We start from the raw sequence: 21146 nt of genomic DNA, 5'->3' as shown, positions 1-21146 counted from the left end.
AGTGCGGGCGGTGCGATCGGGAGGGCGCGCGGCGCACCGAACTGGAGCGCGGGCGGTGGACGCGGGGTGACCCGCGGGTGACCTTGTGTGGTTCAGGCGATGCGCTTCTGCAGTTCCTTCGAAGCGGCGAGCGGGATGCGTGCGTCATCCCACGTCGACAGCCATTCCACTTCCTTCGCGGCGAACACCTGGCCGTGATTGCGCAGCGCGTACTGCAACGAATCGATGATGTGGTTGCGGATGATTTCCGGCGTGCGCTGGTCGTCGAGGACCGCGCGCAACGCTTCGAGCGTAGCCATCGGGGAGAGCTCCGGCGAGTTGCGAACGTCTGCTTATCGCACGACAAATCGACGCGCACCACCTGGTCAAAAATCGCGTTGTCTCCGGTAGATGAACGACGAGCGTCGCGAGCGTGTCGCCGGCGGACGATACAATGCACGCTTCACTGCGGCGGCGCGCGTACCGGTTGCCGCTCCGATCGACGCGATGGCGATGTCCAGCACACCTCTTTCATCCGGCAGCGATGCACTGCTCGAACGTTATGCGCCGATTGCGGACGGCATTGCGGCGCTGTTCTTTCCTTATGCGGAAGTCGTGATTCACGATCTGCGCGACAGCACGGTCGCGTACGTCGCGAACAATCTGTCGAAGCGCGAGATCGGCGACGAATCGAGCGTCGAGGAAATCGATCACGCCGATCACGAGCGCACGATCGGCCCGTACGAGAAGCTGAACTGGGACGGGCGGCGCATGCGCTGCGTGAGCAACGTGCTCACCGACGAAGCGGGCGCGCATGTCGGCATGATGTGCATCAACTTCAACATCGCGGTGTTCGACGACGTGCGCGCGACGCTCGACATCTTCATCAAGGGCACCGGCATCGCCGCGCGTCCGGTCGAACTGTTCCGCGACGACTGGCAGGACCGCATCAACACGTTCCTGCACACGTGGCTGCGCGAGCGGCAGCTCGGGCTCAACGCGCTGACGCGCGAACATCGCCGCGAGATCGTCGAGGCGCTCTACGCCGAGGGCGCGTTTCGCGGCAAGAGTTCGGCGAACTACGTTGCGCATCTGCTGGGCATGGGGCGCGCGACGGTCTACAAGCATCTGAAGCAGATGAAGGACGGCTCGAACTGAGCCTGGCAACCTGAATGAACTCCGCGGGGACATGCATGCGTTTTCGACACTACAAGGGCGGCATCTACGAACTGGTCTGCGAGGCGAAGCTCGAAGCGGACCCCGCGGTCACGATGATCGTGTACCGGGGCGCGGATGGTACGATCTGGACCCGTCCCGCTTCCGTGTTCTTCGAAACGGTCGAGCACGACGGGATCCAGGTGGCGCGGTTCACCGCGATCAACTGATACGGGCAACAACACAAGAGAGAGCGAACCCATGCGTCTGCTGCTGGCAATCATCATCCCCTGGCTGCAATTCTTCACGATCGGACGTCCGGTTGCCGGGATCATCTGTCTGGTCCTGCAGATCACGCTGATCGGCTGGATTCCCGCCGCGATCTGGTCCGTCTACGCGCTGAGCCAGTACAAGACCGACCAGAAGATCGAAGCCGCGCTTGGCGCGCGGCGGTAAGCGGGCGGGTTTTTTTCGGCGTTTTTCGGAAGGGGTGGCTCGGGTACACCGTTTGCTGAAGGGTGGTTCCCAGATTCAAACAACAAACGGGCACCATGAACCTCGACCACACGTCACAACCGGATCGCGCGCTCGATCTGCTGCCGGAGCTATTGCCTGAATTACTGCCTGAGTTGACGTCCGCCGCGCCGCGACGGCGGTTCAGGCTTGGCAGTTTCATCGCGTATGGCTTTGCCTGGATGTTCGGGCTCGAGCCTTTCCTGACCGAACCGGGCGCGCTGTCTTCGCGCGCCTCCGATGCAACGCGTGCCGCCGAACGGCGCCGCTGATTTTCATCGGTTTCATCGCTTCATCCACCGGCCCGATGTCCTGGCCCCCCGCGAAAACGATCGTGTTTCGGCATTTTTTGCCGCGCACGATCGTTCGTGATCGGCAATCCAGGGATATCGCCAATGTAGACGAATGGGTGTGTGCCGTTAAAGTACTCATGCAGCGCGCGTCAACCGACGAACGCACTCTGCATTGACGCTATCACGCGGCGGTCGGCGCCGCAGAGCACATCCGGGCAGCGTCAGTGTAGAGTGCGCTGCATTTCCTTCCTGCGGTTCCTCTTCCTTTCCCTGTTTTCCTGCACTCGATCCCACCGCGTTCCGAGATCAGATGTCCGTCGCGTCCGGCACTTCGATCACCAGATCGCTTTGCGCCACCGCCACGCACGGCAGGATCCAGCCCTCGGCTTTTTCTTCCCGCGTCAGTCCCGGCCATTCGATCGTATAGCTCACCGATCCGCTCGCGAGTTTGCACATGCACGTGCGGCAGGTGCCATTGCGGCACATCTTCGGCAGGCGCAACTGCGCGAAGCCGGCCGCTTCGAGCAGCGTCAGCGACGTGGGCGCGTCGAACGTGCGGCCGAGCGGCTCGACGCGCACGGCCCACGCGGTGTCTTCGTTGTCCTGGTGCGCTTCGTGGTCCGCCTGGTCGAGCGGGGGCAGGTTCGCTTCCTTGTCCGTCATTGCAGCGGTAGCGGTTCGTTCAGGTCAGGGCTCGAAGCTTAACCTGGGACGGTGGATGGCCGAGGCGGCGGGCCGGCGAAGCGTGCAATGTTGTTGGCGCTTCCGCGTGTCGCGGCGCGTCAATGCGCGCGCCGCAACCGCAGGTAGCGATAGACCGTGTTGCGCGCGAGGCCCAGCTCCCGTGCCGTCGCGGACACGTTGCCGTCGTGGCGCGCGAGCGTCCGCTCGATCAGCGACGCTTGCCAGTCCTGCATGTTCGTCGCGTTGCCGGATGCGGGCGAGGGCGGGATCGTGCGGTTCGTTGCGCCGGGTTGCGCTGTCTGGTTCGCCGCATCGGTGCACCCGGCGCCGTGCGTTGCGCGGCCGCCCCGCAAGTGGCTCGACGTTTCCGTCGATACCGACGACGGTACGGCAACGTCTTCATCCGGCTCGCAGTCCGCCGCAAGATCGTCCGGCAGATGCTCGAGTTCGATCAGCGGCGCGCTTTCGGCCATGATCGCGGCGGTGCGCAGCACGTTCGCGAGCTGCCGCAGGTTGCCCGGCCAGCGGCACCGCGCAAAGCGACCCAGCACGGCATCCGACACCTGCCGCGGCGCCGCGGCGTCGTGCTGCTGCGCGTCCAGTATCCGGCCGACCAGCACCGCGAGATCGGTACGCTCCGCGAGCGGCGGCAGCGTCACGACCAGACCGTTGATCCGGTAGTAGAGATCCTCGCGGAACGTGCCGTCGGCGATCATCGCGCGCAGGTCGCGGTGTGTCGCGCAGACAATCCGCAGATCCACCGGCACCGGACGCGTCCCGCCGAGCGGCACGACCTCGCGTTCCTGCAGCACCCGCATCAGCCTGACCTGCTGCGCGAGCGGCATGTCGCCGATTTCATCCAGAAATAAAGTGCCGCCGTCCGCCTGCACGATCTTGCCGGCGCTGCCGCGCTTCTTCGCGCCGGTGAACGCGCCGTCTTCGTAGCCGAACAGTTCGGCCTCGATCAGCGTATCCGGCAGCGACGCGCAGTTCACCGCGACGAACGGCGCATCGCGGCGCGGCGATGCATCGTGGATCGCGCGCGCGAGCCATTCCTTGCCGGTGCCGGTGCGGCCGAGCACGAGAATCGGGATATCGCGGCCGCGCACCTTCGCGACCCGTGCGAGCACGGCCGACATTCGTGCGTCGCCGGTGTCCAGTGAGGCGAGCGTGACCGGCGGGGTCGCCGGATCGGTGAGACGCGGCGCGCGGGCGGGCATGCGCTGCGGCATGGATCGCGTGTCGTCCCAGCCGCGGCCGCCATCGAGCGCGCTGACCGGAACGCCGCGCTGCGCCGCGTAGTCCGCGCGGGCGACGACACGCACGCCGCTCGGCAGCATCAGCGTCGCCATGCCATTGCCGTTCGAGCAGGCGCGCAGCATCGCGTGCAGCGGCGTGCCGAATAGTGCATCGAATGGCTGGCGCTGCAGTGCATCGAGCGCGACGCCGAACTGGAACAGCGCGCTGCGGTTCGCCGACAGGAATGTGCCGTCCGGCGCGAAGGCCGCGAGCCCTTCGAACAGCGTGCCGACGAACTCGGCGCGTGCATGAAAATGCACGCGCACCGCATCGACGAACTGGTTCGCGAACAGCTGGTTCTCGATCATCTGCGCGGACATCCGCACCAGCGCAAGCGTGTGCTTGTGATAGCCGCGCGTGTCGCCGCTGACGTCGAGCGCGCCCACGACGCGGCCGAACGGATCGGCGATCGGCGCGCACGAGCAGGTCAGGATGCTGTTTGCATGCAGGAAATGCTCGCCGGCGTGCACGACGGTGGGCTGATGGTCGACGAGCGCGGTGCCGATCGCATTGGTGCCGCGGTCGGTCTCGGCCCACGACACGCCCGGGCACAGCGCGACGCGCCTCGCCTTTTCGACGAAATCGCTGTCGCCGAGGCTATGCAGGATCGTGCCGTCGCGGTCGGTGAGCAGCACCATGCTCTCGGTGTCGACGATCTGCGCATGCAGCGTCTCCATGACCGGCAGTGCATGCGTGTAGAGGGTGTGATTGCCGTCGATCAGCTCGCGCAGCGCCAGTTCGCGCAGCGGCTGGAAATCCGGTGCTTCCGACGCCCGCAGTCCGCAACGCTGCGAACGGGCATGAGCCTGCGCGAGCACGTCGGCACGCGCCGCGGCGGTGGGGGCAAGGGAATGCGAGGCCAAGACTGTCTCCGTGTGTCCTGCTGCCGGCCCATCTTACAGGATCGGGCGAAAGCGCGACGGGCGTTGTATACCCGTAGGAATAGCGCTATCGCTGGACGGCAGGAGAAAATGGAGTGCAGTGCAGACGCACGGGAAGCCGTAGCGCCGTCCCGGACGAAACCCGCCGGGCGGTGAGGGAAAACTTGCGGCGCGGCGGAAGTCGTCTAAAGTGGATGAAACTGGCCGCCGTGAACGTACCGTGACGGCGCGGGTGGTCAGTTGAGCCCGCGCACGCCATCCGGTGGTTGAGGAAGCAAGCTCGCATCCGGCATACGCGGCCCCGAGCGGTCACGTGGACGCAGGTCCATCGAGGCGATTCCCATGCAGATCATTTTCCCGAACGAGATTCCCGAGTATTCGGGCCGCGAGTTGACCCTGGCGTTTCCGGCGATGGTCGATGGCGAACGGGTGGAATGCACGATTACCGCCGAAGCGCTCGAGGATCACTACGGCGCCGCGTCGTGGCGTCCGGAAGACATGATCGGCGCGTTCGATCTGCACCGGGCGCGCATCGAGGCGGCCGCGCGCCGCCTGCTGTCCGAAACCCGCGCGCAGTGCCTGACGCTGCGCAGCGGCTATGTCCGCTTCTACGAAGCGAACCTGCCCAACTGATACTCACCGCACCCGCTGCGGGCGGCGCCAGCCACCACGGCCGCGCCGCCTCGCGCCTGACGCGGCGTCACGAAGTCAAAGTTACATCATCCTGCGCAGCGTCTGATCCCTCAGCACGACGTGATGGCCGATCGCGGCCAGCGCATGCACGCCGATCACCCAGTAGAACGCGTTGCCGATCAGCACGTGCGCGCCATGAATCAGCTTGCGCGCCGTCGGGTCGGCGCCGACCAGCGTGATGTCGACATTGAGGCCCGCGAGCGTGACCGGATGGCCGCCGGTATTGATCATCAGGATGCCCAGCAGCGGCTGCACGAAGATGAACAGATACAGCGCGAGATGCACGAGCCGCGCGAGAAACTGCAGCACGGCGGGCGATTCGATCTCGTCGGGCGGCTGGCGCCACAGGCGCCACACGAGCCGCAGCACCGCGACGGTCAGCACCAGCGAGCCCGCCCAGAAATGCACCGCGGTCCAGAACGCGCGGCTGTCGCTGCCCTTGGGGCCGCGCACCTCGATCGCGAGGTACGCGGTCGCAATCAGTATGACGATCACCCAGTGAAACAGCACGGCGGGACGCGAATAGCGTTGCAGCTCGGGTGACGGCATGCGGCGGCTCCTGTGAGGGTCGAATGGTGTGAGGTTTGCCTGGAGCACGGATCATACGCGAGCACGCATGACGGCCGCAGTCAGGCAATCGATAGACCCCGCGCCATAGGCCCGCCTCATAGACCCACATGCTGGACGCAGAACCCGCGCCCGCCCGGCGATCAGCCCGAAGTCACCGTGAAGTCACTCCGAGCCGAGATAGAAGAACCGGAACAGGAACACGGCCGCGATCACCCAGACCACCAGCTTGACCTGGCGGGCGCGGCCCGTCAGCAGCTTCAGGCCCGCGTACGAGATGAAGCCGAACGCGACGCCGTTCGCGATCGAGTACGTGAACGGCATCAGCAGCGCGGTGAGCGCGGCGGGCACCACTTCCGTCGCGTCGTCCCACGGCAGGTCGGCCATTTCGCGCAGCATCAGGCACGACACGTAGAGCAGCGCGGGCGCCGTCGCGTACGGCGGCACCACGCCCGCGAGCGGCGCGACGAACAGGCACGCGAGGAACAGGACCGCGACGGTGATCGCGGTGACGCCGGTGCGCCCGCCCGCCTGCACGCCTGACGCGCTCTCAATATACGCGGTGGTCGACGACGTGCCGAGCAGCGAGCCCGCGAGAATCGCGCTGCTGTCGGCGAGCAGCGCGCGGTTCAGGCGGTGCAGCTTGCCTTCGACCAGCAGCCCCGCGCGGTTCGCGACGCCCATCAGCGTACCGGTCGCGTCGAACAGCTCGACGAGGAAGAACACGAGGATCACGTTCAGCACGCCCGTCTTCAGCGCGCCGGCGATGTCGAGGTGGAACAGCGTCGGCGAGATGGACGGCGGTGCGGAGAACACGCCGTGAAACTGGTTGCCGCCGAAGAAGAAGCTCAGCACCGTCACGCCGACGATGCCGATCAGGATCGCGCCGCGCACCTTCAGGCAGTCGAGCGTGACGATCGCGAAGAAGCCGATGATCGCGAGCACCGTGTGCGCGTTGTGCAGGTCGCCGAGCGTGACGAGCGTCGCCGGATTGCCGACCACGACGCCCGCGGACTTCAGCGAAATGATCGCGAGAAAGAGGCCGATGCCGGCCGTGATCGCGACGCGGATGGAGTGCGGAATGCCGTTGACGATCACCTCCCGCACCCGGAACAGCGTGACGACCATGAACAGGCAGCCGGAGATGAACACCGCGCCGAGCGCGGCCTGCCAGGTGAAGCCCATGCCCTTCACGACCGTGTACGCGAAATACGCGTTGAGGCCCATGCCGGGCGCGCACGCGATCGGATAGTTCGCGTACAGCCCCATGATCAGCGTGGCCAGCGCGGCGACGATGCAGGTCGCGACGAACACCGCGTCCTTCGGCATGCCGGCGTCGCCGAGAATGGCCGGGTTCACGAAGATGATGTACGCCATCGTCAGGAAGGTGGTCAAACCGGCCAGCACTTCCGTGCGCAGCGTGGTGCCTGCTTCGTCGAAGCCGAAGTATCGCTTGATGGAGTCCATGAGCCTGCGCCTCTGTCGTGTCTTTTAATGATGTGTGCGGTCCGCGACGCGATTGTAAATAAGAATGGCGCCGGCGTGCCGCTGGGGCGGCCGGTGCGTGTAGACGGTGCAACAGGGGATGACGGCGGGGGATGACAGCGGCTCGCTGGATGTGCCAGCCGGCGCTGGTGCTGCAAACAGCAGCGGTTGCGCGCGCAGCGGCTGTGCGCGGACGGCTCCCGCGCTGCCTGCTGCGCCTGCGGGATGCAGACTGCCGGGAAACGGCCGGCGCTCGCTACTGCGCCGGCATCGCCTGCCGCCGTCGCTCGAACACGATGCGCGCCGCATGCTGCGCGTTCTCGGGATAGTCGATCCAGTCGAACGGGTCGTAACCGGCCGCGAGCCAGTCGCGGAGGTCGGCGCGCACCTGCGCGCGGCTCAGCGGCGCCGATTGATCGTACGGTTGCGCGACGGTCTGAGCATGGGCGACGGATGCGCAGAGCGCACACGTCGCGCCGAGCGCGAGCCGCGACACGAAACGGGAAGATGGCTTCATGACGAGCCTCCCGGTTGACAGGCATGCTTCGAATTCTAGGCGCTGCGGCGGCAACTGCCAGCCCGCGCGGCGTTCAGTGCTCACTATTCAGCGTTCGGCGTTCGGCGTTCGGCGTTCGGCGTTCGGCGTTCGGCGTTCGGCGTTCGGCGTTCAGCGTTCAGCGTTCACCGTTGGGCGTTCACCGTTCACCGTTCACCGTTCACTGCCTCGGCGGCGACATGCCGAACCGGTCCAACACCGCATTCAGCACGTCGATCGGCAGCGGGAACACGATCGTCGAGTTCTTGTCGGCGGCGATCGTGGTCAGCGTCTGCAGATAGCGCAGCTGCATTGCCTGCGGCTGCCGCGCGAGCATCTGCGCGGCCTGCAGCAGCTTCTCGGACGCCTGCAGTTCGCCTTCCGCGTGAATCACCTTCGCGCGCCGCTCGCGCTCGGCTTCCGCCTGGCGCGCGATCGCGCGGATCATCGTTTCGTTGATGTCCACGTGCTTGATCTCGACGTTCGACACCTTGATCCCCCACGCGTCGGTCTGCGAATCGAGCGTCTTCTGGATATCGGCGTTCAGCTGCTCGCGCTCGGCGAGCAGCTCGTCCAGCTCGTGCTTGCCGAGCACCGCGCGCAGCACCGTCTGCGCGAGCTGGCTGGTCGCGTCGAAGTAGCGCGCGACCTGGATCACCGCGCGCTCCGGGTCGACCACGCGGAAGTAGATCACCGCGTTGACCTTCACCGACACGTTGTCGCGGGTGATCACGTCCTGCGGCGGCACGTCGAACACGACGGTGCGCAGGTCGATCCGCACCACCTGCTGCGCGACCGGCAGGATCAGCACGAGGCCCGGTCCCTTCACGCGCCAGAAGCGGCCAAGCATGAACACCACGCCGCGCTCGTACTCGCGGAACACGCGAATCGACGACGCGATGAGGAACAGCACGAGGATGAACAGAATGCTCGTAAAGCCGAAGGTGAAGCCAATCATTGCGTTTCTCCCTGTTGTGGCTCGTTGGTGGCGTGTTTGCGGCTTGCTTGTGGCCTCGTTATGAGTCGCTTGCAGTTCGGGGCTCGCTTGCGGTCCGCTCGTGGCCCGCTCATGACTCGCTTGAAGGCGCAGCTTCGGTTCGCGGCACGTTTTGCGCAGCTGCCGCCGCAGCCCGTTCGCGCGCAACCGTAAGCGTGAGCCCGTGACGTGCTGTCACCCGCACCGTGGCGCCCGGCGTCAGCGCGTCGTCGCAGACGATGTGCCAGCGTTCGCCATGCACGCGCGCCCAGCCTTCGCTGCGCTCGCCGTGGCGCGCGAGATGGTCGTCGAGCACCACACCGATGCTGCCGACGATCGCCTCCGAGCCCGTCACGACCGGCCGCCGTCGCGCCCTCAAAGCGATGCCCGACACGCAGAACACGAACACCGCGCCCACCGCCGACAGCGCCGCGATCAGCGGCAACGGAATGCCGTAGCCGGGCACGTCGGTGTCGATCAGCATCGTCGCGCCGATCGCGAACGCGATGATGCCGCCGAAGCCCAGCGTGCCGAAGGTCGGCAGGAACGCCTCCGCGATCAGGAACGCGAGGCCGAGCAGGATCAGCGCGAGCCCGACGTAGTTGATCGGCAGCATCTGCATCGCGAACAGCCCGACCAGCAGGCTGATCGCACCCGCGACGCCGGGCAGCACGAAGCCGGGGTTCGCGAACTCGAAGAAGAGGCCGTACATGCCGATCATCATCAGGATCAGCGCGACGTTCGGATCGGTGATCACCGCGAGCAGGTGGGTGCGCCAGTCGGACTGCTGCGTGACGATCGCCGCGTGCGCGGTGTCGAGCCGGTGCGGGCCGGTCGTTGTGACGAAGGTGCGGCCGTTCACCTGTTTCAGCAGGTCGGGAATGTCGGGCGCGATCAGGTCGATCACGTGCTGGTCGCGCGCTTCGGTCGCGGACAGGCTCACCGCTTCGCGCACCGCGCGCTCCGCCCACTCGGCGTTGCGGCCGCGCAGCTGCGCGAGCCCGCGGATGTATGCCGACGCGTCCTGCACCTGCTTGCGGGTTTCGGTGGATTCGGTGTCGGTTGCGTTCGCATGCGACGCGGCCGACGGCGGCTGCGCCGGGTTGGCGGGCGCGCTGCCACCACCACCGCCCATGCCGATCTGGATCGGCGTGGCCGCGCCGAGGTTGGTGCCGGGCGCCATCGCGGCGAGGTGGCTCGCATAGGTGATGTAGGTGCCGGCGCTCGCGGCGCGCGCGCCGCCCGGCGCGATGAAGGTGGCGACCGGCACCGGCGACGCGAGGATCGCCTTGATGATCTGCCGCATCGACGTGTCGAGTCCGCCGGGCGTATCGAGTTGCAGTATCGCGAGCTGCGCGTGCTGCTGGGCGGCACGGGCAAGCCCGCGTTCGATGAAGCTGGCGCTCGCCGGTCCGATCGCGCCGGCGACGGGAATCACGAACACGGGGCCATCGGAGACGGGGGCTGGCGTTGCGGTGGATTCGGCGGAGGCGTTCGCGCCAGCCGTCGCCGTTGCGCCGGAAGCGGCATCCGCCGCGTACGTCACGCTGGCGAAAATCGCGAGACACGCCGCGAGCGATAGCAGCGCCGCGCAGCGAACAACGAAGCGCACCGCCACGCGCGGCAAGAAGTGCGGCAAGAAGCGCGGCACAAAGCGGAGCCCCGCCATTCCGCGCATCGCTTTCCGCGCCGCACCGCAAGCACCGCGCGACGCAGAGCGCGAAAAAACGCAGCCGCCGCCCAGCCGAACCGAAAAGACCCGAAGTGTCATGGTTGACGACGCATGCATCGCGCCGCGTGAACCCCGCGCGGCGCCGCACCACGTCGGCCCTCAAACGGCCAACCCGCAGCCGATACAGCTAGCTTAGTCTCATTCGGCGGGCTGTGCGCGGTCGTCGGCGCGCTGCCGGTAGTCGGTCGGACGCATGCCGGTCCACTTGCGGAACGCGCGATGAAACGCGCTCGGTTCCGCGAAGCCGACGCTCGCGGCGATGTCGGCGATGGTGCGTTGCGGGTCCTGCAGCGCGCCGATCGCGATGTCGCGCCGCAGCTCGTCCTTCAGCGACTGGTAGGTGTGGCCTTCGAGCTTCAGCCGCCGGCGCATCGTCGCTTCGGCCACGTTCAGGCGCAGCGCCATCGCGTCCGCTGCCGGCCAGTTCGCGGCCGGCATTGCGCGCAGCGTACGGCGCACGCGCGCCGCGAAAGAATCGGGATTGCGGTACTTGATCACGAAGCTGCCGGGCGCGTCGATCAGAAACGATTTCATCGACTTCGCGGTCTGGATCACCGGCAGCTCCATGAAACCCGGCGCGAGATCCACGAACGATTCCGCCGCGTCGAACCCGAGGTCTTCGCAGAACATCAGCCGGTACTCGTGCGCGGCTGGTGGCGCGGCGCAGCGAAAGCGCGCCTGCTGCAGCGGAATACGCCGCCCGACGAGCCAGCAGACGAGCCCGTAGACGATGATGAACCATGTCGCATACGCGAACATCGCGGGCTCCCGGGCGCCGTCGCGCACCGCGAATTCGAGCCGCACGCGGGTGCTGTCCGCGACGACGCGCACCGCGAGGTCGTCGAGCACGAGCCGCATGAAGCCGACCGCGCGGGCGAGCGCATGCGCGCCGGTGCGCGCGGTCAGCGCCGCCTGGGTCATCGCGATGAAGCTGCCGCTTTTCATCGGATGCGAATCCTGGCCGAAGAACTCGTCGTCGAGCGCGCGGGCGATGTTCGCCCACAGGAAGCCGTACTGCGCGGACGTGACGCGGCTTTTCGGCGACGCGAGCACCTGCGGCGCGATGCCGGCGGTCTCGACGATCGGCCGCACGTCGAGACCCTGCCTGCGAGCGAGCGCGAGCGTCTCGTCGACAAGGCTCATCGAGATCGTGCCGCGTTCGTGTTCGGGATGCTTCGGAGTCTTCATCGGACGTCGCGTTGGTGGCGGGCCGCGGCAGCGCCATGGCAAATGCGCTCACGCAGATTGATCGGGCCGAGCATCGAAGCCGGGCGCCCGCCTGCCTACACTGCTTCCCACCAGGCAGCGGCGCCACAGTGTAGGGCTTTCGCGCACGCGGCGCCATGCCGCGCGAGGCCGTCGGCGTTCGCCACGGGCGCTGCATCGCCAAAGCCGCGCCAGCAACCCAGCATACGAGACCTATCACGATGGACGACTTCTACACCGACGAACAGCGCATGATCCGCGACGCGGCGCGCGACTTCGCGCAAGGCCGTCTCGCGCCCAACGCGGCGCAATGGGACCGCGACGCGCGTCTGCCGGACGACGTGGTCGCCGAGATGGGCGCGCTCGGGCTGCTCGGCATGATCGTGCCGCCGGAGTGGGGCGGCTCGTACACCGACTATGTAGCCTATGCGCTCGCGCTGGAAGAGATCGCGGCCGGCTGCGCCGCGTGCGCGACGATGATGAGCGTGCACAACTCGGTCGGCTGCGGGCCGATCCTGAACTTCGGCAGCGATGCGCAGAAAGACCGCTACCTGCACGATCTCGCGACCGGCCGGCAGATCGGCGCGTTCTGCCTGACCGAGCCGCAAGCGGGCTCGGAAGCGAACAACCTGCGCACCCGCGCGACGCTGCGCGATGGCCAGTGGGTGCTCAACGGCAGCAAGCAGTTCGTGACGAACGGCGCGCGCGCGAGCCTCGCGATCGTGTTCGCCGTGACCGATCCGGACGCGGGCAAGCGCGGCATCTCGGCGTTCATCGTGCCGACCGCGACGCCCGGCTTCAACGTCGGGCAGCCGGAGCACAAGCTCGGCATCCGCGCGTCGGACACCTGCCCGATCTCGCTCGACGACTGCGCGGTGCCCGAGGCGAACCTGCTCGGCGCGCGTGGCGACGGCCTGAGGATCGCGCTGTCGAATCTCGAAGGCGGCCGCATCGGCATCGCGGCGCAGGCGGTCGGCATTGCGCGGGCAGCGTTCGACGCAGCGCGCGGCTATGCGCACGAACGCGTGCAGTTCGGCAAGACGCTGAAGGACCACCAGACCATCGCGAACATGCTCGCCGACATGGCGACCCGCCTGAACGCCGCGCGCCTGCTCGTGCATCACGCGGCGCGGCTGCGCAGCGCGGGGCGGCCGTGTCTGTCCGAGGCATCGCAGGCGAAGCTGTATGCGTCCGAACTCGCCGAGGAAGTGTGCTCGAAGGCGATCCAGATTCACGGCGGCTACGGCTATCTGCAGGACTACGCGGTCGAACGTCACTACCGCGACGCCCGCATCACGCAGATCTACGAAGGCACGAGCGAGGTCCAGCGGATGGTGATTGCGAGACACGTTTGAGCGCACAATGAAGCGCAGTTGCAGGTAGCAGGCCAACCGCACAGAGCGCATCCATCGAGACGCGCCATCCTGGAGACGACGATGACCGCAGCGAAGAGCTTTCTCGAAGCGCGCGACCTGCTGTTGCGCCACCGTACCGACTACGACCGCGCGTATCGCGAGTTCGCGTGGCCCGTGCTCGGCGAATTCAACTGGGCGCTCGACTACTTCGACGCGATGGCGCGCGGCAACGATGCACCCGCGCTGTGGATCCTCGACGATCCCGCTTCCGAAGGCCTGAAACTCTCGTTCGCGCAGATGTCGGAGCGCTCGTCGCGGGTCGCGAACTTTCTGCGCGAACAGGGCGTGGGCCGCGGCGACCGGCTGCTGCTGATGCTGCCGAACCGCGTCGAACTGTGGGACGTGATGCTCGCCGCGATGAAGCTCGGCGCGATCGTGCTGCCCGCCACCACCCAGCTGTCGCCCGACGACGTGCGCGACCGCGTGCAGATCGGCGGTGCGCAGGTGGTCGTGGTCGATAGCGCGGAATGCGGCAAGTTCGATGCGATCGATCCCGCGGTGAAGCGCATCGCGGTCGGCACCGCGCCGTCCGGCTGGACCGCATTCGCGGCTGCATATCAAGCTTCGCCAGATTTCAAACCGGACGCCCCGACCCGCGCGAGCGATCCGTTCCTGCTGTATTTCACGTCGGGCACCACGTCGAAGCCGAAGCTCGTCGAGCACACGCACGAGAGCTACCCGGTTGGCCATCTGTCGACGATGTACTGGATCGGCCTGCAACCCGGCGACGTCCACTGGAACATCAGCTCGCCCGGCTGGGCCAAACACGCATGGAGCTGCTTCTTCGCGCCGTGGAATGCGGGCGCGTGCGTGTTCGTCTACAACTTCGCGCGCTTCGTGCCGAAAGAAACGCTCGACCTGCTGGTGCGCTGCAACGTGACCACGCTGTGCGCGCCGCCCACCGTCTGGCGGATGCTCGTGCAGGAACCGCTCGCGTCGTACGCGGTGAAGCTGCGCGAGATCGTCGGTGCGGGCGAGCCGCTCAATCCCGAGATCATCGAACGCGTGAAGCATGCGTGGAACATCACGATCCGCGATGGCTACGGGCAGACCGAGACCACCTGCCAGATCGGCAATCCGCCAGGGCAGCCGGTCGTGCCCGGATCGATGGGGCGAGCGCTGCCGGGCTATCGCGTCGAGCTCGTCGACGCCGACGATCACCCGGTAACCGAAGGCGAAATTGCATTGCCACTGGAAGGCCGTCCGCTCGGCCTGATGACGGGCTACGCGAACAACCCGAACGCGACCGCGAACGCGATGCGCAACGGCTTCTATCACACGTCGGACGTGGCGCTGCGCCGCGACGACGGCTACTTCGTGTACGTCGGCCGCTCGGACGACGTGTTCAAGTCGTCGGACTACCGGCTGAGCCCGTTCGAACTCGAAAGCGTGCTGATCGAACACGAGGCGATCGGCGAAGCCGCGGTGGTGCCGAGCGCGGATCCGCTGCGTCTTTCGGTGCCCAAGGCGTTCGTCACCGTGCGGCACGGCTACGAGCCGAGCGCCGAACTGGCGCGCGCGGTGTTCGCGTTCTCGCGCGACAAGCTCGCGCCGTACAAGCGCATCCGCCGCCTGCAGTTCAGCGATCTGCCGAAAACCATCTCCGGGAAGATCCGCCGCGTCGAACTGCGCCGCCGCGAAATGGAGCGCCCGGCCGAGCCCGCGCGGCTGCCCGACGAATACTGGGAAGAGGATTTTCCCGACCTGAAATGAGCGCCACGGGGTGCTACCCGCAACCACCCGCAGCCACCCGCATCGCCCTGGATTGAGACTGAACGTCAAAGGAGACACAGCATGAGCGCAATTCCATCGACGGCGTCGCGCGCCGATCTGCCCACGGTGAAGCTCTTGATCGACGGCGAGTTCGTCGAATCGCAGAGCACCGAGTGGCGCGACATCGTCAATCCGGCGACCCAGGACGTGCTGGCGCGCGTACCGTTCGCGACTGCCGCCGAGGTGGACGCCGCGATCCGCGCCGCGCATGCCGCGTTCGCGGGCTGGAAGAACACGCCGCTCGGCACGCGCGTGCGCATCATGCTGAAATTCCAGGCGTTGATTCGCGAGCACATGCCGCGCATCGCGAAGACGCTGACGGCCGAGCAGGGCAAGACGCTGCCGGATGCCGAAGGCGACATCTTCCGCGGGCTCGAAGTGGTCGAGCATGCGTGCTCGATCGGCACGCTGCAGCAGGGCGAATTCCTCGAGAACGTCGCGGGCGCCGTCGACACCTACACGCTGCGCCAGCCGCTCGGCGTCTGCGCGGGCGTCACGCCGTTCAACTTCCCCGCGATGATCCCGCTGTGGATGTTCCCGATGGCGATCGTCTGCGGCAACACGTTCGTGCTGAAGCCGTCCGAACAGGACCCGCTGTCGACGATGCAGCTCGTCGAACTCGCGCTCGAAGCGGGCATTCCGAAGGGCGTGCTGAACGTCGTGCACGGCGGCAAGGACGTGGTCGATGCGCTGTGCACGCACGAACACGTGAAGGCGATTTCGTTCGTCGGGTCGACTGCGGTCGGCACGCATGTGTACCGGCTCGGCAGCGAGCACGGCAAGCGCGTTCAGTCGATGATGGGCGCGAAGAATCATGCGGTCGTGCTGCCCGATGCGAACCGCGAACAGACGCTGAATGCGCTGGTCGGCGCGGGCTTCGGCGCGGCGGGGCAGCGCTGCATGGCGACCTCCGTCGTGGTGCTGGTGGGCGCGTCGCAGCAATGGCTGCCCGAGCTGATCGAGAAGGCGAAGACGCTGAAGGTGAACGCAGGTCACGAGCCGAAGACCGACGTGGGCCCGGTCGTGTCGCGCGTCGCGAAGCAGCGCATTCTCGGTCTGATCGACGCGGGCGTGAAGGAGGGCGCGACGCTCGCGCTCGATGGCCGCCACGTGAAAGTACCCGGCTACGAGGACGGCAACTTCATCGGCCCGACGGTGTTCACCGACGTCAGCACCGAGATGCAGGTCTACAAGACGGAGATTTTCGGCCCGGTGCTGTGCGTGATCGCGGTACCGACGCTGGACGACGCGATCGCGCTCGTCAACCGCAACCCGATGGGCAATGGCGTCGGCCTCTTCACGCAGAGCGGCGCGGCAGCGCGCAAATTCCAGAGCGAAATCGACATCGGCCAGGTGGGCATCAACATCCCGATTCCGGTGCCCGTGCCGTACTTCAGCTTCACCGGTTCGCGCGGCTCGAAGCTCGGCGATCTGGGTCCGTACGGCAAGCAGGTCGTGCAGTTCTATACGCAGACGAAGACGGTCACCGCGCGCTGGTTCGACGACGCGACCGTCAACGACGGCGTGAACACCACGATCAGCCTGCGCTGATGGAACGGGCAGAGGCAAAGGGCAAAGGAGACGGCACCATGAAGATCGGTTTCATCGGACTCGGCAACATGGGCGCGCCGATGGCGCGCAACCTGCTGAAAGCGGGCCACGCGGTGACCGTGTTCGACCTCAGCACGGATGCGGTCGGCGCGCTCGTCGACGCGGGCGCAAAAGCGGCCGCTTCACCGCGAGCGGCGGCGACGGACGTGGAATGCGTGATCACGATGCTGCCCGCGGCGGCGCATGTGCGCAGCGTGCTGAGCGGCGACGACGGCATTCTTGCGGGCATCGCGAAGGGCGTCGCGATCGTCGATTCGAGCACTATCGATCCGGCCACCGTGAAGGCGTGCGCGCAGCTCGCGGCGGCGCAGGGCAACCTGTTCGTCGATGCGCCGGTGTCGGGCGGCACGAGCGGCGCGGCGGCGGGCACGCTGACCTTCATGGTCGGCGGCACGGCGGCCGCGTACGAGCAGGTGAAGCCCGTGCTGCTCTCGATGGGCAAGAACATCGTCCATTGCGGCGACACCGGCACCGGACAGATCGCGAAGATCTGCAACAACCTCGTGCTCGGCATCACGATGGCGGGCGTCGCCGAAGCGATGGCGCTGGGTGCTTCGCTCGGCATCGACCCGAAGGTGCTGGGCGGCATCATGAGCACGTCGACGGGCCGCAGCTGGAGCGTCGATACCTACAATCCGTATCCGGGCGTGATCGACACGGCGCCGTCGTCGCGCGGCTATACGGGCGGCTTCGGCACCGACCTGATGCTGAAGGACCTCGGCCTTGCCACCGATGCGGCGAAGAGCGTGCGCCAGCCGGTGTATCTCGGCGCGCTCGCGCAGCAGCTCTATCAGACGATGAGCACGAAGGGCGCGGGCAAGCTCGACTTCTCCGCGGTGATCAAGCTCTATCGCGACGACGGAGCCGCGTGATGATCGAGCTCGCGTATCGCAGTGACGGCGCGGTCGCGCTGCTGACGCTGAAGCGGCCGCCCGCGAATGCATTCACGCCTGAAGGCCTGTTGCAGCTGCAGCGCACCGTCGAGCAGCTGGACGCCGAGCCGCGCGTGCGCGCGATCGTGATCACCGGCGACGGCCCGAAGTTCTTCAGCGCCGGCGCGGACCTGAACACGTTCGCCGACGGCAATCGCGACGTGGCGCGCATCGCGGCCGTTCGCTTCGGCGCGGCGTTCGAGACGCTGCAGAACGCGCGCGCGGTGGTGATCGCCGCGATCAATGGCTATGCGATGGGCGGCGGGCTCGAATGCGCGCTCGCCAGCGATATCCGCATCGCCGAGCAGCATGCGGTCATGGCGTTGCCGGAAACGGTGGTCGGTCTGCTGCCGTGCGGTTGCGGCACGCAGACGCTGCCGTGGCTCGTCGGCGAGGGCTGGGCGAAGCGGATGATCCTGACCGGCGAACGTGTCGACGCGGACACCGCGCGGCGGATCGGTCTGGTCGAAGAGGTGGTGGAGCGCGGCGCCGCGTTCGACGCGGCACTGGCGATGGCCGAACGCGTGACCACGCTGAGCCCGCAGGCGGTGGGCTTCAGCAAGACGCTGATCCATCAGGCGCGCGATGGCGTGCCGCGTCGCGCGGCGCTTGCGCTCGAACGCGAGCGCTTCGTCGATCTGTTTGACGGCTCCGACCAGCGCGAAGGCGTGAACGCGTTTCTGGAGAAGCGCGCGCCGCGCTGGCAAGTGAATGACGAGGAGTCCGCACGATGAGCACCGTGCTACAACCGCCGCTTGCATCGGTCGATGTGGGCACGCCTGCACCCGCTGAAGCGGAGGTGCTGTTTCGCGTCGTCAATCGCGTCGGTATCGTCACGCTGAACCGGCCTGCCGCGCTCAATGCGTTGTCTCATGCGATGGTGCGCGAACTCGCCGCGCTGCTCGAACGCTGCCGCGACGATGCTTCGATCGTCGCGCTGGTGCTGCGCGGTGCGGGCGAGCGCGGCTTCTGCGCGGGCGGCGACGTGCGCGCGCTGCATCGGCTCGCAACGCAGCGCGATCCTTCATGGCAGCCGTTCTTCGTCGACGAATACCGGCTCGACTACGCGTTGCACACGTATCCGAAGCCCGTCGTCGCGCTGCTCGACGGCATCGTGATGGGCGGCGGCATGGGGCTCGGGCAGGGCGCATCGCTGCGCGTCGTGACGGAACGCACGAAGCTCGCGATGCCGGAGACCCGCATCGGCATGCTGCCCGACGTCGGCGCGACGCATTTTCTTGGCGCGCTGCCGGTGGAACTCGCGCTGTACGCGGGGCTCACGGGTGTCACGCTGTCGGGCGCCGATGCGCTCTTCTGCAAGCTCGCCGACGTGTGCGTACCGTCGCACTGGCTCGCGTCGTTCGAAGAGCGGCTTGCCGGCATGCCGACCGAAGGCGATGTGCATGCGTCGTTGCGCGCGGTGTTCGAGCCGCCGTGCAACATCGTGCCGCATGCGGCGCTCGCTGCGCTGGTGCAGCCAGTGATGCGTCACTTCGATCGCCGCAACGGCATCGAGCGGATCGTCGCGACGCTGCATCAGGAACTGGAACGCGATCCGCCGCGCGAGATGCGGCAATGGCTGCAGAACACGCTCGACGCGCTGCTCGCGCATTCGCCGACCCTGTTGTACGTGACGCGCGAGGCGTTGCTGCGAGGCCGGCAGATGACGCTTGCGGACTGCTTCCGGATGGAGCTTGGCATCGTCACGCGCGTGATTGCGGAAGGCGACTTCTGCGAAGGCGTGCGCGCGCATCTCGTCGACCGCGATCGCAAACCGCGCTGGGCGCCCGCGACGCTCGCGGAAGTGCGGCCGGAGCGCGTGCGGCATTTTCTGTCGTCGCCGTGGAAGCTGGAGACGCATCCGCTGGTGGGGCTGGGAGCGCAGGGCTAAGCAGGGCTGAGCCGCGTCACAACTCCGGATCGAGCACCGACACAATACGGTCGACCAGCTTCTCCGTCCACGGCCTGCGTTGCCAGTCTTCCAGTGTCACGCGGCGCGACTTGCGCAAGTCGTCGTCGAAGATCGCGGTCTGCTGTTTCGCGAAGTCGCGATCGTAGATGTTGAGGTTTGCTTCGTCGTTGAGCTTGAACGAGCGGTTGTCGAAGTTCGTCGAGCCGACCGACACCAGATATTCGTCGACCACCAGCAGCTTGCAGTGGAACATGGTCGGCTGATATTCGTGCATCTCGACGCCGGCCGCGAGCAGCGCGCCCCATGACGCGCGCGACGCCTCGCGCACCGTGTGCGTATCGATCTTCCTGCCGGGCGTGATCACGAGAATCCGCACGCCGCGCTTCGCCGCTTCGACGAGCGCGTTGACCGTCAGCCGGTCGGGCACGAAGTACGCGCTCGCGAGGTGGATGCTGTGCGTCGCCGCGGTGATCGCCATCAGGTACATCAGCTGCATGTCGTCGCTGCCGCCGGAAGGCGAGCTGCTGAACATGTGCGCGACGCCGTCGCCCACCGCATCGATCGCGGGGAAGTAGTCGGGCCCGTGCAGCACGTTGCCGCTCGTCTTGATCCAGTTGTCCATGAACACGGCCTGCATGTGGCCGACCACGGGCCCCTCCACGCGGAAATGCGTGTCGCGCCAGTGCTGGTCGTCCTGCGCGTGTCCCGTCCATTCCGGCGCGATGCCCACACCGCCCGTGAAGCCGATCCGTCCGTCGACGACGAGCAGCTTGCGGTGCGTGCGGTCGTTCATCCGTCCAAGGCCGGTCCAGTGCGGACGGTGATAGCGGAACACCTGCGCGCCGCCGTCTTCGAGCATGCGCAGATAGCGCGGGTCCATCTTCGTCGAGCCGACCCAGTCGAGCAGCACGTGCACCGCGACGCCCTCGCGCGCCTTCGACGAAAGCGCCACCGCGAACTGCTCGCCGATCTCGCCGGACCAGTAGATGAACGTCTCGAACGTGATCGTGTTTCGCGCGCCGCGTATCGCGTCGAGCATCGACGGAAAGATTGCGTCGCCGTTGACGAGCACCTCGAAGCGATTGCCGCTCACGACAGGCGGTCCGAGCAGCAGCCCCATCGAACGGAGGAACTGCTGACTGTCGCTCGGATAGAGACGCTGGATCTTGTGCGCGATCTTCTTCTCGCCGCTCGACAGATTGGCGATGACGAGCACGACGACGAGCGTCGCGATGGCGGTGAGCACAACGGTCAGCATGGGCGAAGAATGCGCGAAGGCAGCGAGAGACGAATGCGCGTTTGGACCGCTTGCCACGCGCCCGGGTTCGGCGGTCGTTTGAAACAGTTCGCAAGCCTTGCGGGCTCGACCGAAGGACGCCTCAGGTCGTGCCCGATTTTCACCTGGAACCGGCGGCCTGCCTGTAATATCGATGCGCTAAGCGCGTCGCACAGCAAGCCCGTGAAAGCCGCGCCACATACGGTAAGCATTGCTGGCAGGTGCCACG

At 67.0% G+C, this 21146-nt stretch carries 21 protein-coding genes; 11 read left to right on the top strand and 10 right to left on the bottom strand.

Going from position 1 to position 21146, the window contains the following annotated elements:
• Positions 1 to 92: 92 nt before the first annotated feature.
• Positions 93 to 299: a hypothetical protein gene (locus DVS29_RS25935; protein ID WP_118183382.1), complete on the bottom strand. Its 207-nt coding sequence runs from the start codon at positions 297 to 299 to the stop codon at positions 93 to 95.
• Between the two features lie 187 nt (positions 300 to 486).
• Between DVS29_RS25935 and DVS29_RS25930 the strand changes: the two genes are divergently transcribed.
• The 4 genes from DVS29_RS25930 to DVS29_RS25915 all read left to right on the top strand — a co-directional run bounded on the left by DVS29_RS25930 (position 487) and on the right by DVS29_RS25915 (position 1919).
• Positions 487 to 1137, top strand: coding sequence for a helix-turn-helix transcriptional regulator (locus tag DVS29_RS25930; protein WP_276314341.1), 651 nt, complete (start codon positions 487 to 489; stop codon positions 1135 to 1137).
• Positions 1138 to 1172: 35 nt separating this feature from the next.
• The gene (locus DVS29_RS25925) at positions 1173 to 1364 is read left to right on the top strand and encodes a DUF1653 domain-containing protein (RefSeq protein WP_118183380.1); all 192 of its coding nucleotides are present in this window, start codon (positions 1173 to 1175) and stop codon (positions 1362 to 1364) included.
• A 31-nt stretch (positions 1365 to 1395) separates the two neighbouring features.
• Positions 1396 to 1590, top strand: a complete 195-nt coding sequence (locus DVS29_RS25920; protein ID WP_118183379.1) for a YqaE/Pmp3 family membrane protein — start codon at positions 1396 to 1398, stop codon at positions 1588 to 1590.
• Between the two features lie 95 nt (positions 1591 to 1685).
• Entirely contained in the window at positions 1686 to 1919 is a 234-nt protein-coding gene (locus tag DVS29_RS25915) for a hypothetical protein (RefSeq protein WP_118183378.1), read from the top strand.
• Between the two features lie 327 nt (positions 1920 to 2246).
• On the opposite strand, the gene DVS29_RS25910 is transcribed toward DVS29_RS25915, so the two are convergent.
• A complete protein-coding gene (locus DVS29_RS25910; protein ID WP_118183377.1) occupies positions 2247 to 2603 on the bottom strand; it encodes a 2Fe-2S iron-sulfur cluster-binding protein in 357 nt (118 codons plus the stop codon).
• 119 nt (positions 2604 to 2722) lie between these two features.
• The gene (locus tag DVS29_RS25905) at positions 2723 to 4786 is read right to left on the bottom strand and encodes a sigma-54-dependent Fis family transcriptional regulator (RefSeq protein WP_118183376.1); all 2064 of its coding nucleotides are present in this window, start codon (positions 4784 to 4786) and stop codon (positions 2723 to 2725) included.
• A gap of 360 nt (positions 4787 to 5146) precedes the next feature.
• Here DVS29_RS25905 and DVS29_RS25900 point away from each other — a divergent pair, with 360 nt between their 5' ends.
• A complete protein-coding gene (locus DVS29_RS25900; protein WP_118183375.1) occupies positions 5147 to 5437 on the top strand; it encodes a DUF1488 family protein in 291 nt (96 codons plus the stop codon).
• Between the two features lie 81 nt (positions 5438 to 5518).
• Here DVS29_RS25900 and DVS29_RS25895 read toward each other — a convergent pair whose 3' ends face one another.
• The 6 genes from DVS29_RS25895 to DVS29_RS25870 all read right to left on the bottom strand — a co-directional run bounded on the left by DVS29_RS25895 (position 5519) and on the right by DVS29_RS25870 (position 11980).
• Entirely contained in the window at positions 5519 to 6046 is a 528-nt protein-coding gene (locus DVS29_RS25895) for a cytochrome b (RefSeq protein WP_118183374.1), read from the bottom strand.
• A gap of 183 nt (positions 6047 to 6229) precedes the next feature.
• Positions 6230 to 7531 carry an NCS2 family permease gene (locus DVS29_RS25890; protein WP_118183373.1) on the bottom strand — a complete coding sequence of 434 codons (1302 nt, stop codon included), beginning with the start codon at positions 7529 to 7531 and terminating at the stop codon, positions 6230 to 6232.
• Positions 7532 to 7805: 274 nt separating this feature from the next.
• The gene (locus DVS29_RS25885) at positions 7806 to 8066 is read right to left on the bottom strand and encodes a DUF4148 domain-containing protein (protein ID WP_118183372.1); all 261 of its coding nucleotides are present in this window, start codon (positions 8064 to 8066) and stop codon (positions 7806 to 7808) included.
• Positions 8067 to 8265: 199 nt separating this feature from the next.
• On the bottom strand, positions 8266 to 9042 hold the full coding sequence (locus tag DVS29_RS25880) for a slipin family protein (protein ID WP_118183371.1): 777 nt from the start codon (positions 9040 to 9042) through the stop codon (positions 8266 to 8268).
• Between the two features lie 109 nt (positions 9043 to 9151).
• Positions 9152 to 10687 carry an NfeD family protein gene (locus tag DVS29_RS25875; RefSeq protein ID WP_420816164.1) on the bottom strand — a complete coding sequence of 512 codons (1536 nt, stop codon included), beginning with the start codon at positions 10685 to 10687 and terminating at the stop codon, positions 9152 to 9154.
• Positions 10688 to 10930: 243 nt separating this feature from the next.
• On the bottom strand, positions 10931 to 11980 hold the full coding sequence (locus tag DVS29_RS25870; RefSeq protein ID WP_118183370.1) for an AraC family transcriptional regulator: 1050 nt from the start codon (positions 11978 to 11980) through the stop codon (positions 10931 to 10933).
• A 239-nt stretch (positions 11981 to 12219) separates the two neighbouring features.
• Between DVS29_RS25870 and DVS29_RS25865 the strand changes: the two genes are divergently transcribed.
• From DVS29_RS25865 to DVS29_RS25840, 6 genes are all read left to right on the top strand, one after another.
• Positions 12220 to 13353 (top strand): acyl-CoA dehydrogenase, encoded by a 1134-nt coding sequence (locus DVS29_RS25865; protein WP_118183369.1) that lies wholly within the window; start codon positions 12220 to 12222, stop codon positions 13351 to 13353.
• An 81-nt stretch (positions 13354 to 13434) separates the two neighbouring features.
• The gene (locus DVS29_RS25860; RefSeq protein WP_118183368.1) at positions 13435 to 15126 is read left to right on the top strand and encodes an AMP-binding protein; all 1692 of its coding nucleotides are present in this window, start codon (positions 13435 to 13437) and stop codon (positions 15124 to 15126) included.
• An 81-nt stretch (positions 15127 to 15207) separates the two neighbouring features.
• Positions 15208 to 16737 carry a CoA-acylating methylmalonate-semialdehyde dehydrogenase gene (locus DVS29_RS25855; RefSeq protein ID WP_118183367.1) on the top strand — a complete coding sequence of 510 codons (1530 nt, stop codon included), beginning with the start codon at positions 15208 to 15210 and terminating at the stop codon, positions 16735 to 16737.
• A gap of 38 nt (positions 16738 to 16775) precedes the next feature.
• Positions 16776 to 17669 carry a 3-hydroxyisobutyrate dehydrogenase gene (gene mmsB, locus DVS29_RS25850; RefSeq protein WP_118183366.1) on the top strand — a complete coding sequence of 298 codons (894 nt, stop codon included), beginning with the start codon at positions 16776 to 16778 and terminating at the stop codon, positions 17667 to 17669.
• On the top strand, positions 17669 to 18463 hold the full coding sequence (locus DVS29_RS25845; protein WP_118183365.1) for an enoyl-CoA hydratase: 795 nt from the start codon (positions 17669 to 17671) through the stop codon (positions 18461 to 18463). The genes mmsB and DVS29_RS25845 overlap by 1 nt, the downstream gene beginning before the upstream one ends.
• Entirely contained in the window at positions 18460 to 19620 is a 1161-nt protein-coding gene (locus DVS29_RS25840) for an enoyl-CoA hydratase/isomerase family protein (protein ID WP_118183364.1), read from the top strand. The genes DVS29_RS25845 and DVS29_RS25840 overlap by 4 nt, the downstream gene beginning before the upstream one ends.
• Positions 19621 to 19636: 16 nt before the next feature.
• On the opposite strand, the gene DVS29_RS25835 is transcribed toward DVS29_RS25840, so the two are convergent.
• Positions 19637 to 20899: a phospholipase D-like domain-containing protein gene (locus tag DVS29_RS25835; protein WP_118183363.1), complete on the bottom strand. Its 1263-nt coding sequence runs from the start codon at positions 20897 to 20899 to the stop codon at positions 19637 to 19639.
• Positions 20900 to 21146: the final 247 nt, after the last annotated feature.

Source organism: Paraburkholderia phosphatilytica (assembly GCF_003443895.1).
Taxonomy (GTDB): domain Bacteria; phylum Pseudomonadota; class Gammaproteobacteria; order Burkholderiales; family Burkholderiaceae; genus Paraburkholderia; species Paraburkholderia phosphatilytica.
This window is presented reverse-complemented; position numbering and strand designations above follow the sequence as displayed.

Excerpts from the sequence above, each read along its gene's own strand:
- DVS29_RS25935 (WP_118183382.1), bottom strand. The coding sequence starts at position 299 with ATGGCTACGCTCGAAGCGTTGCGCGCGGTCCTCGACGACCAGCGCACG.
- DVS29_RS25930 (WP_276314341.1), top strand. The coding sequence starts at position 487 with ATGGCGATGTCCAGCACACCTCTTTCATCCGGCAGCGATGCACTGCTC.
- DVS29_RS25925 (WP_118183380.1), top strand. The coding sequence starts at position 1,173 with ATGCGTTTTCGACACTACAAGGGCGGCATCTACGAACTGGTCTGCGAG.
- DVS29_RS25920 (WP_118183379.1), top strand. The coding sequence starts at position 1,396 with ATGCGTCTGCTGCTGGCAATCATCATCCCCTGGCTGCAATTCTTCACG.
- DVS29_RS25915 (WP_118183378.1), top strand. The coding sequence starts at position 1,686 with ATGAACCTCGACCACACGTCACAACCGGATCGCGCGCTCGATCTGCTG.
- DVS29_RS25910 (WP_118183377.1), bottom strand. The coding sequence starts at position 2,603 with ATGACGGACAAGGAAGCGAACCTGCCCCCGCTCGACCAGGCGGACCAC.
- DVS29_RS25900 (WP_118183375.1), top strand. The coding sequence starts at position 5,147 with ATGCAGATCATTTTCCCGAACGAGATTCCCGAGTATTCGGGCCGCGAG.
- DVS29_RS25895 (WP_118183374.1), bottom strand. The coding sequence starts at position 6,046 with ATGCCGTCACCCGAGCTGCAACGCTATTCGCGTCCCGCCGTGCTGTTT.
- DVS29_RS25890 (WP_118183373.1), bottom strand. The coding sequence starts at position 7,531 with ATGGACTCCATCAAGCGATACTTCGGCTTCGACGAAGCAGGCACCACG.
- DVS29_RS25885 (WP_118183372.1), bottom strand. The coding sequence starts at position 8,066 with ATGAAGCCATCTTCCCGTTTCGTGTCGCGGCTCGCGCTCGGCGCGACG.
- DVS29_RS25880 (WP_118183371.1), bottom strand. The coding sequence starts at position 9,042 with ATGATTGGCTTCACCTTCGGCTTTACGAGCATTCTGTTCATCCTCGTG.
- DVS29_RS25870 (WP_118183370.1), bottom strand. The coding sequence starts at position 11,980 with ATGAAGACTCCGAAGCATCCCGAACACGAACGCGGCACGATCTCGATG.
- DVS29_RS25865 (WP_118183369.1), top strand. The coding sequence starts at position 12,220 with ATGGACGACTTCTACACCGACGAACAGCGCATGATCCGCGACGCGGCG.
- DVS29_RS25860 (WP_118183368.1), top strand. The coding sequence starts at position 13,435 with ATGACCGCAGCGAAGAGCTTTCTCGAAGCGCGCGACCTGCTGTTGCGC.
- DVS29_RS25855 (WP_118183367.1), top strand. The coding sequence starts at position 15,208 with ATGAGCGCAATTCCATCGACGGCGTCGCGCGCCGATCTGCCCACGGTG.
- mmsB (WP_118183366.1), top strand. The coding sequence starts at position 16,776 with ATGAAGATCGGTTTCATCGGACTCGGCAACATGGGCGCGCCGATGGCG.
- DVS29_RS25845 (WP_118183365.1), top strand. The coding sequence starts at position 17,669 with ATGATCGAGCTCGCGTATCGCAGTGACGGCGCGGTCGCGCTGCTGACG.
- DVS29_RS25840 (WP_118183364.1), top strand. The coding sequence starts at position 18,460 with ATGAGCACCGTGCTACAACCGCCGCTTGCATCGGTCGATGTGGGCACG.
- DVS29_RS25835 (WP_118183363.1), bottom strand. The coding sequence starts at position 20,899 with ATGCTGACCGTTGTGCTCACCGCCATCGCGACGCTCGTCGTCGTGCTC.